This is a genomic window from Bradyrhizobium sp. (genome assembly GCF_016462955.1).
Lineage (GTDB): Bacteria > Pseudomonadota > Alphaproteobacteria > Rhizobiales > Xanthobacteraceae > Bradyrhizobium.
In genome coordinates this window covers 1-8,718 of sequence record NZ_JAEMSD010000055.1, presented here as the reverse complement: position 1 = coordinate 8,718, position 8,718 = coordinate 1, and the positions used below count along the sequence as shown (strand labels likewise).

General features: G+C 61.6%; 9 protein-coding genes and 2 pseudogenes. 8 read left to right on the top strand and 3 right to left on the bottom strand.

What is annotated here, in order from left to right; genetic code table 11:
* The 3 genes and pseudogenes from JHD07_RS08865 to JHD07_RS08855 form a co-directional block, all read left to right on the top strand.
* Positions 1–204, top strand: a pseudogene (locus tag JHD07_RS08865) (branched-chain amino acid ABC transporter permease); the annotation flags it as partial.
* A gap of 48 nt (positions 205–252) precedes the next feature.
* Positions 253–1,482, top strand: coding sequence for an ABC transporter substrate-binding protein (locus tag JHD07_RS08860; protein WP_024343241.1), 1,230 nt, complete (start codon positions 253–255; stop codon positions 1,480–1,482).
* Positions 1,483–1,542: 60 nt separating this feature from the next.
* Entirely contained in the window at positions 1,543–2,334 is a 792-nt protein-coding gene (locus JHD07_RS08855; protein ID WP_024343242.1) for an ABC transporter ATP-binding protein, read from the top strand.
* 22 nt (positions 2,335–2,356) lie between these two features.
* Here the strand turns inward: JHD07_RS08855 and JHD07_RS08850 are convergent, their stop codons facing one another.
* Together JHD07_RS08850 and JHD07_RS08845 are read right to left on the bottom strand one after the other, a co-directional pair.
* On the bottom strand, positions 2,357–3,577 hold the full coding sequence (locus JHD07_RS08850; protein WP_024343243.1) for a phenylacetate--CoA ligase family protein: 1,221 nt from the start codon (positions 3,575–3,577) through the stop codon (positions 2,357–2,359).
* Between the two features lie 35 nt (positions 3,578–3,612).
* Positions 3,613–4,392: an enoyl-CoA hydratase/isomerase family protein gene (locus JHD07_RS08845; protein ID WP_291621145.1), complete on the bottom strand. Its 780-nt coding sequence runs from the start codon at positions 4,390–4,392 to the stop codon at positions 3,613–3,615.
* A gap of 72 nt (positions 4,393–4,464) precedes the next feature.
* On the opposite strand from JHD07_RS08845, the gene JHD07_RS08840 reads away from it, so the two are divergent.
* From JHD07_RS08840 to JHD07_RS08830, 3 genes are read left to right on the top strand one after another with little or no spacing between them, the layout of a single operon-like run.
* Positions 4,465–5,610, top strand: a complete 1,146-nt coding sequence (locus JHD07_RS08840) for a CaiB/BaiF CoA-transferase family protein (protein ID WP_063828497.1) — start codon at positions 4,465–4,467, stop codon at positions 5,608–5,610.
* Between the two features lie 44 nt (positions 5,611–5,654).
* On the top strand, positions 5,655–6,893 hold the full coding sequence (locus JHD07_RS08835; RefSeq protein WP_024343246.1) for a thiolase family protein: 1,239 nt from the start codon (positions 5,655–5,657) through the stop codon (positions 6,891–6,893).
* Positions 6,894–6,948: 55 nt separating this feature from the next.
* Positions 6,949–7,695: an SDR family NAD(P)-dependent oxidoreductase gene (locus tag JHD07_RS08830; RefSeq protein ID WP_291621141.1), complete on the top strand. Its 747-nt coding sequence runs from the start codon at positions 6,949–6,951 to the stop codon at positions 7,693–7,695.
* 56 nt (positions 7,696–7,751) lie between these two features.
* Here JHD07_RS08830 and JHD07_RS39745 read toward each other — a convergent pair.
* A pseudogene (locus JHD07_RS39745) lies at positions 7,752–7,802 on the bottom strand ((2Fe-2S)-binding protein); the annotation flags it as partial.
* 176 nt (positions 7,803–7,978) lie between these two features.
* Between JHD07_RS39745 and JHD07_RS08825 the strand changes: the two are divergent.
* Positions 7,979–8,170, top strand: coding sequence for a hypothetical protein (locus JHD07_RS08825; RefSeq protein WP_024343248.1), 192 nt, complete (start codon positions 7,979–7,981; stop codon positions 8,168–8,170).
* The gene (locus JHD07_RS08820; protein WP_024343249.1) at positions 8,171–8,455 is read left to right on the top strand and encodes a phasin family protein; all 285 of its coding nucleotides are present in this window, start codon (positions 8,171–8,173) and stop codon (positions 8,453–8,455) included.
* Positions 8,456–8,718 lie beyond the last annotated feature (263 nt).

The window sequence follows — 8,718 nt, the reverse complement described above, 5'->3', positions numbered from 1 at the left end:
AAGGCGATCCAGGAGAGCTTCGTTACGCTTGGTCCCGGCATCGTTGCGCAATTTCCGTCGCTCGGCGGGGATGTGGTGTTTGCGCTGATGAACGTTTTTCTCGGCGGGATCATCGCAGCGTTCCTGATTTTCGAACCACGCGGGCTGATGCATCGCTGGAACATCCTGAAACGATCCTATCGCCTTTGGCCGTTTCCCTATTGAAGGCCGGGCGCCCGAACATTGAAAACACACATGGGAGAAAACTGAACAATGACTATCTTGAAGAACATCAAGATTGCCGGGGTGGCGGCTGCACTCGGCTTGCTGACAATCACGGCGTCGGCCCGTGCCGAGACCACCTACAACGTCGCGTCGCTGGCGGATTTCACCGGTCCCTATGCGGACGTGATGAAGGACTTGATCGGGGCGCGCCGGCCGGTCATCGACTGGTGGAATGCCGAAGTCGGCAAGAAGATCGGGATCAAGCTCGGCATCAAGGACTACGATCATCGCTATGACGCGGCGCAGGTGGCAAGCCTGTGGCCTGGTATCAAGGCCGAGCTCAATCCGATCATCGCGCTTGGGGTCGGTGGACCTGACGTGGCCGCGCTTCAGGGGCGGCTGCCAACCGACAAGATTCCGATGGTGATGTCGACAGCAGCGTATGGCTTTGCCTGGAAGCCCGATCCATGGATCTTCAATCAGCGTCCGACCTATAGCCACGAAGCCGCAGCCTTCTTCGAGTGGTTACGTCAGAAGCGCGGCGGCAGCGGGCCGCTGAAGGTCGCGATCATTTCGTCGGAAGCCTCGCCCGCCTATGTCGATCAGCACAAGGGCGTCCAGCGCTACGCGGCCGACAATCCCGGCAAGGTCGAGGTCGTTGAGGTCGTGTTCACGGAAGTACAGCCCACCGATCTCACTACCCAGGTCAACCGCGTGACCCGCAAGGGTGCCGAGGTAATCATGATCATGACGAACACGGCTGCCGTGGTCGCCACCAAGCGTGCGCTTCAGTCGCTCGGCAAGAATGTGCCGATTGTCGTGAGCTCGCACAACGGACTGGCGGAATCTGGTCGCGCGATCGGCGACATCAAGCAGATGGAGGGCGATTATGAGGTCTATGCGATGGCCGCGCCCACTGATGCAAAGACGCCGGGGCGTGAGTTTTTCGAAATGCTTCAGAGCAAGTACAACCTCAAGGCCAAATGGACGGTTTCGGCTGTCCAAGGTCTTGGTCAGGCGCTGATTGCGATGCGGGCCATCGAAGCTGCGGCCAAGAAGGTCGGTGCTGACAAGGTCACGGGCGAAGCTGTCCGCGAGGCGCTGATGTCGACGACGATCTCCGCGGATGAGACCTACAAGATTCTCGGCAACACCAAGTTCTCGAACGACGGGCCATTCCCGACGCAGGGGCTGGTCGCGAGTATCGTCACCATCAAGGACGGCAAGTACACGGAGGCTGCTGCCAACGTGCCGGTGCCGTCCATTAACAAGTGGTGAAGTAACGCCATCCGGCCGGGTCCCGCGGGCCCGGTCGGATCCCCTCGGGAGGCTTGCGTTTTGCTCGAGCTGAACAACGTTGAAGTCATCTACAGCGACGTCATTCTGGCGGTGAAGGGCATTTCGCTCGCCGTGCCGGATGGCAAATGCGTTGCGTTGCTCGGCGGCAATGGGGCCGGCAAGTCGACGACGCTGAAAGCGATTTCCGGCATCATACGCGTCGAGGACGGCCGGGTGACCTCCGGCAATATCGGTTTCGACGGCAAGAGAATCGACAAGTCGGATCCGACCGAAGTCGTTCGAAGCGGCATCATCCACGTGATGGAGGGCCGCCGCGTGTTGCGCCATCTGACCGTTGAGCAGAATCTGCTGGTCGGCGGCCACATGGAATCGTCGGGGCGTGAGGTACGCAAGCGCCTTGATCATGTCTACGATCGCATTCGCCGGCTTGCGGCGCTCAAGGATCGGATAACCGGCTATCTGTCCGGCGGCGAACAGCAAACGGTCGTGATCGGGCGCGCGATGATGGCCAATCCCAGGCTGATCATGATTGACGAGCCGTCGCTTGGCCTAGCGCCGTTGATGATCGACGAGGTGTTCGAGCTGCTGAAGGACCTCAAGGCAAGCGGGACCACGCTTCTGATCGTCGAACAGAACACGCGCGTCGCGTTGGATATCGCCGACTACGGCTACGTCATGGAGAATGGACGCATCGTCCTCGAAGGCGCCGCGGAAGAGCTGCGAAACAACGAGGACGTGCGGGAGTTCTACCTCGGGCTTGACCTTAAGGGCGAGCGCAAGAGCTACCGCGACATCAAGCATTATCGACGCCGCAAGCGGTGGCTCGGCTGAGGCGCTGCGTGCCGGTGCGGGGTCAGGCGTCCTTCCGGTCGACGACGAATGGAGCGTCGGCCGGCAGTTCGTCTGTTCCTACCACCTCGATACGGTCGGCCTTCAGACGAGACAGCGCGTTGAAGCGGGCCGGCGCCGCCGCCAGGACGGCGTCGCGGTCCGCATCCGGAAGCAGCGAAAGCCGCACCGTGATCTCTTCCCGCTGTTGCGGGCGGGTGACGATGGCCTGCGCGCGGCCGATTCCCGGAATGGCAATAGCGAGGTCTTCGAGCTGGCGCGGATAGATGAATATCTCGCGCGCCTTCACCGCCTGCCCGACGCGTCCCTGCAGCATGCCGATCCTGCGCACCGTGCCATCGGCGTTCATAGCCGTGGCGACGGCGACGTCGCCGGTACCGAACCGGATCAGCGGCCAGCCCGGCGTCAGCGTGGTAACCACGATCTCGCCGGGCTCGCCGTGCGGAAGCGGAGCCCCCGTCGTCGGGTCACAGATTTGCACGATGCGGTCCTGGTGAACCTCGTAGCCGCCGTCCTGCGCGCCATTTTCGAAGGCGATCACGCCGAAGTCCGCCGTCGCATAGACTGCGAAGGTGCGAACGCCGTACCTGGCTTCCAGGCGACGGCGCTTGCCGAGCCAGTCGCCGAGTTCGCCGCCGAGCAACGCAGTTCTGACCTTCCAGCCACCGGGCAGCGAATGACCCATCGCCTCGATGGCTTCCGCTAGCGTGATGAAGAAGGCGGTCGAGGCGCAGATGCAGGTCACGCCAAGGTCGGTCACCAGCTTCGCCTGCAACTCGCTGCCGCCGGTGCCAGCTGGAATCACCGTCGCGCCGACCGAGCGCAGGCCCTCGTCGAGCAGAAGGCCGGCAGGCACGAGATGATAGGACCAGGTGTTGAGCACGCGATCGCCGGGGCCGAGGCCGGCGGCGGCAAAGGCCGTGCCGAAGCCGCATCCGTCGCGGTCGTGCCTCAGTTGAGGTTCGTTGATGGGGCCGGGAGAGACGAAGATACGGACGATTTCTTCATCCTTTGCTGCAAGGAAACCCCCGAATGGCGGCCGCTGGCGTTGTAACTCGACCAGCGACTCCTTTTTGAATACGGGCAGCCGCGACAGGTCGTCCACGGTCTTGAGATCGGCTGGAGCGAGGCCTGCGCGATCGAACATCTCCCGAATGGCGGGTGCGAGCTGGTGGGCCGCACGCTGGATCTGTTGCAGGACCGTGAAGCGCGTCTCCTGGCTCATTACCGTCTCCTCTTGGCATTCCCGACTTGCTTTTCCTATTTGCCGGTGAAGCGTGGTTTGCGTTTTTCCTCGAATGCGGCAAGTCCCTCCTTCAGGTCGTTGCTGCGGGCGTGGACTTCGCTGGCGAGCAGTTCTTGTCGCAGTGCTATCGCACAAGGTTGCTCGAGGCCATCATCGACCAGCACCTTCATGCGCCGAAGCACGAGCGGGCTCTTGTTGACGAGCTTGGCGACCAGCGCCTCGGTCGCCGGGATCAGCATGTCGTCATCGACGACCTCGTTGACCAGTCCGGCGGCAACGAGCTGTTCGGCTGGCACGAACTCGCCGGTGTAGAGCAGATATTTTGCGCGGGTGGGGCCGATCTTACGCGGCAGCCGCACCGAGCTGCCGCCGCCGGGCAAGAGCCCAAAATTTGCATGGGCGTCGCCCAGCTTGGCCGAGCGCGCCGCGACGACGAGATCGCAGCACAGCATCAGTTCCAAGCCGCCAGCCAACGTCAATCCGTTCAGCGACGCGATCACCGGCATGGGAAACGTCTCGAGCCGGTTCATGACAAGGAGAACGGTATCGAGAAAGCGGCTCAGCGACGTTTCGTCGTTCCCGGCTTCGCCGCGTATGAATTTGAGGTCGGCGCCGGCGCAGAAGGCGCGCCCCGTTCCGGTCAGCACCACTGCGTGGATGTCCGACAGCTGAGCCTTGTCGAGCGCCGCGTTGATGCCTGAAACCAGTGCGGGAGTAATGGCATTGAGTGCATCCGGCCGGTTCAGCGTGATCCACATCGCGCCGGCCCGAATTTCAGAGATAACCGATTCCACCGGACTTTCCTCGGAATTGACTTTTGAGTTAGTTGATTATTCGTAAGGTTATGTTACAGACTGTCGGGATTAATGCAAGTCAAGCCGCTGCCGGAAAGAGCGATCGAGATGAGTCTTCCCCTCGCTGGAATTCGGGTGATCAGTCTGGCTGAGCAGTATCCCGGGCCCTACGCAACCTTGTTACTAAGTGATCTTGGCGCCGACGTGATCCTGGTGGAACGTCCGGGCGCGGGAGATCCTGCACGGCAGTTTCCGGCCTTCCACGGCGCGCTCAATCGCGGCAAGCGCTCGGTGGCGCTGGATCTCAAGAGCGTTGAAGGCAAGCTGAACCTGCGCAGGCTGGTCGCTTCCGCCGACGTGCTGATGGAAGGATTTCGTCCGGGCACCATGGCGCGTCTCGGCTTCGGCCATGAGGCGATGGCGGAGCTCAACCCAAGGCTGGTCTATGTCTCGATCTCCGGCTTCGGGCAGGACGGGCCGTATCGCGATCGCCCCGCCCACGACATCTCCTATCAGGCACTTGCCGGGTTTCTCTTTCGTCACGCCGAGCAAGGCTCGGTGGAGGATCCGGGAAGCATCGCGATCGGCGACCTGTCCTCCGGCATGTTCGCTGCCGTCGGCACGTTGGCGGCGCTGTTCGAGCGCGCACGTACGGGAGAAGGAAAATATGTCGACGTCTCGATGACGGACGGCCTGGTGTCCTGGATGTCGGTGATGCTCGGTCCGGTGATGAACGGTGCGCCGCTCGCCGACATCGGCGCCGAGCCGGCCTATGGCGTCTTCAAGTGTGCCGATGGCCGTCTCCTCACGTTGTCGATTGCTCATGAAGACTGGTTCTGGCGGCCGCTGTGCGAGTTGCTCGGCATGCCTGATGCGGCCGGCTTCAATCGCAGCGAGCGGGTCGCGCGCGGCGATGCCTTGCGAGGCAAGGTCGCTGCCGTGCTGGCGACGCGCGATCGCACCGATTGGGCGCAGAAGCTGGATGCCGCCGGGATTCCATGGGGGCCGGTGAACTCGTTGAGCGAGGTGACCGCCGATCCGCATTTCCGGGCGCGCGGGCTGTTCCGCGAGGTGGCGGATGGGAACGGCGGGCGGAGCCACCATGTGGCGCAGCCGTTGATTTTTTCCGGCGAGCATCCCGGTCCGCGCTCCGGCGTGCCCGGCCTTGGCGAGCATACGGAGCAGGTGCTGCGTGCACTGCCGGAGCTCAAGGACTAGCAGGTAGAGACCAGAGAAGATTCCAATCCTCAAGGGAGGGCGCGATGAGCGACATCTATGTGGTCGGTGTTGGCATGACCCCGTTTGGGCGCATGCTCGATATCGATATGAAGACTCTGTCGCGCAGCGCGGTGGATGCCGCGCTCGGCGATGCGGGATTGCAGAAGTCTGACATCGAAGCGGCCTTCTTCGCCAACGCGTCGCAAGGCCATATGGAGCGCCAGCACATGATCCGCGGCGAGATCCTGCTACGCGAAATGGGAATCGGCGGCGTTCCCGTTGTCAATGTCGAGAACGCCTGTGCCAGCGGCAGCACGGCGTTCAACCTTGCCGTGACTTTCCTTAAGGCGGGTGAGGGGGACTTTGCGCTCGCGCTCGGCGCCGAGAAGATGTTCTCGACAGATCGCAAGCTGATGTTCGAGGCATTCGATAGTGCCTGGGACGTCAGCCGCGACGGCGAAATTCGCGACAGGCTGCTAGCGCTCGGCGAGGGTGTCGAGGTGCCGGAAGGCACGACCTCGGACAAGCCCTACAGCGTGTTCATGGATGTCTACGCCGCGTTCTCACGTCAGCACATGAAGCGCTTCGGCACCACGCAGCGCCAGCTTGCTGCGGTGGCGGCGAAGAACCATCGGCATTCCGTGGAAAATCCGCTGGCGCAGTTTCGTAATGCCTATTCGGTCGACGAAGTGCTGAATGCCCCGCCGATCACCTATCCGCTGACGCTTCCGATGTGCTCGCCGATATCGGACGGTGCGGCGGCTGCGATCCTCGCGACCGAGGCGGGCTTGAAGCGGCTTGGTCTCGACAAGTCGCGGGCCATCCGCGTGCTGGCATCGGTCATCCAGACCGGTAGCGATCGTGACCCGTCCGAAGTGGAGCGGCACTGTACCGCGCTCGCGGCGAAAAAGGCCTACAACAAGGCCGGTATCGGCCCGGACGACGTCGCTGTCGCCGAGGTGCATGACGCGACGGCCATGGGCGAGATCATCCAGATCGAGAACCTCGGATTCTGCGATTTCGGTGAAGGCGGCATCATTTCGGAGCGCGGTGACACCGCGCTCGGCGGACTTATACCGGTCAATCCGTCCGGCGGACTTGAATCCAAGGGACATCCCGTCGGCGCCACCGGCATCGGGCAGGTACATGAACTGGTGGCGCAACTGCGCGGCGAGGCGGGACCGCGGCAGGTCGAGGGGGCGCGCATCGCGCTCGCCGAAAACGGCGGCGGCCTTCAGGGCATCGAAGAGGCGGTAGCCTGCATCACCATCCTTGGCCGCTGATACAGAAGATCGAGCAAGAGGGGCTCTCATGCAGTTGAATGGAAAAGTTGCAATCGTGACCGGCGCGGCGTCGGGGCTCGGGCGGGCATCGTGCGTCACACTGGCGAAGGCGGGCGTGCGTGTCGCCGCCTTCGATCGTGACGAGTCGCGGCTCGCCGATCTTTGCCGGGAACTGGGGAGCGCGGCATTCGGGCGTGTTGTCGACGTTGCCGACGAGACCAGCGTTAGCTCCGCGATCGAGGCTGTGCTCGAAGCATTCCAGGCGGTTCATATCGCCGTCAATTGTGCGGGCGTCGCCGATGCGGCCAAGACCGTATCGAAGGGGCAGCCGTTTCCGCTGGCGACCTGGAACAAGGTCATCGGCATCAATCTCACCGGCACCTTCAACATCATCCGCTTTGCGGCGCTCGCTATGACCTGCAACCAACCGGAGGGCCCGAGCGGCGAACGTGGCGTCATCATCAACACCGCATCCGGCGCAGCCTCGCAAGGGCAGGTGGGCCAGGCGGCCTACAGCGCCAGCAAGGCCGGCGTGGTCGGCCTCACCTTGCCTGTCGCGCGTGACCTCGCTGAACATGGCATTCGCGTCGTCTCCATTGCACCGGGGTTGTTCGACACCGGGATGGTCGCCGGCATACCGCCGAAGGTTTCGCAGTCGATCGTCGACCGTATGATCCTTTATCCGAACAGGATGGGGCAACCCCACGAGTTCGCCAGTTTGGTCAAGCACATCGCCGAGAATGCCTATCTTAACGCCACAACTATCAGCATTGACGCAGGCGCGCGAATGCAGCCGCGCTAGATGATGCCGCTTCTGGCCCTCCGAAATTTCAACAGGGGTTCAATGACCGCCGCCGATTACTTTGGGCAGGATGTGCAGAATTCAAAGCCGCGATTTCGATAACGTAAGAGTTCGCAGTTTTATTCCGAGTGGTGCGCCATTAGTCAAGCGAAATCCAGAATTCGCAAAGGCTTGGCAGTCGCGTCTGGCTAACCGGACGAGTGGGTTAGCCATGCTTTTGTTCGCTCTTCGGTCTTGCGCATCCCTTTGCTACGATCTGGCAGGAAGCGATGACGGGGCGAACATGAACTTCAAAAACTCTACTGACCAAAGCTTGCTCGCCATGTGGCAGAGCATCCATCGGCAAGTGGCGGCCGACGAAGCCAATGGTGGCCGATACAGATTCGTGGGGCCGACCGTGCGTGCCTATGCGGCGCAGCTTGAATCCGAGCTTGAAGCCCGCAAGCTTCGGTACACGCTTATCAGGTGGCACTGAATGCGAAACCAATTGGTTGACGTGCCACGCGAGGTGCGGGAGCTTGTCCAAAAAACCATAGATCAAACTGAGAAGGCATTTTCCATTTTCTTTCAGCAAGCAAAATTGCCTGGTGACCTAGCCTTCAATTTCGCGCAACAGAACGTCGCTACGTCTTTGGAATATGCGCGCAAGCTTGCCGCCGCCCAGAATTTTCAAGAAGTCGTGTCACTTCAGGCCGAATATCTTAGGGCGCAGATCGAACACGCAAGCCAGTTCATGCGCGAGTTCTCGCCGAAGTCTTAGCGTCTTGGAAACATAGTGGGTTCGGTGCGCTCGACCATCTTCAAAATACTCTTGCAAGCGGGGCACTTGTACGAACGTACCTCGTAACGGTCTTGTACCGGTTCGCGACTGATGAACTCTCGCGGCTTATCGCAAGCCGTACAGCGCTGTTCTGAATGTTGATGCATCGGCAGGGCTTGGCAATGATCGAAGCAATGTCGATCATCTTAGCCGCCGCTGCTACCTATAAAACCACACAAAGATTGTATCACTCGATGTGAACC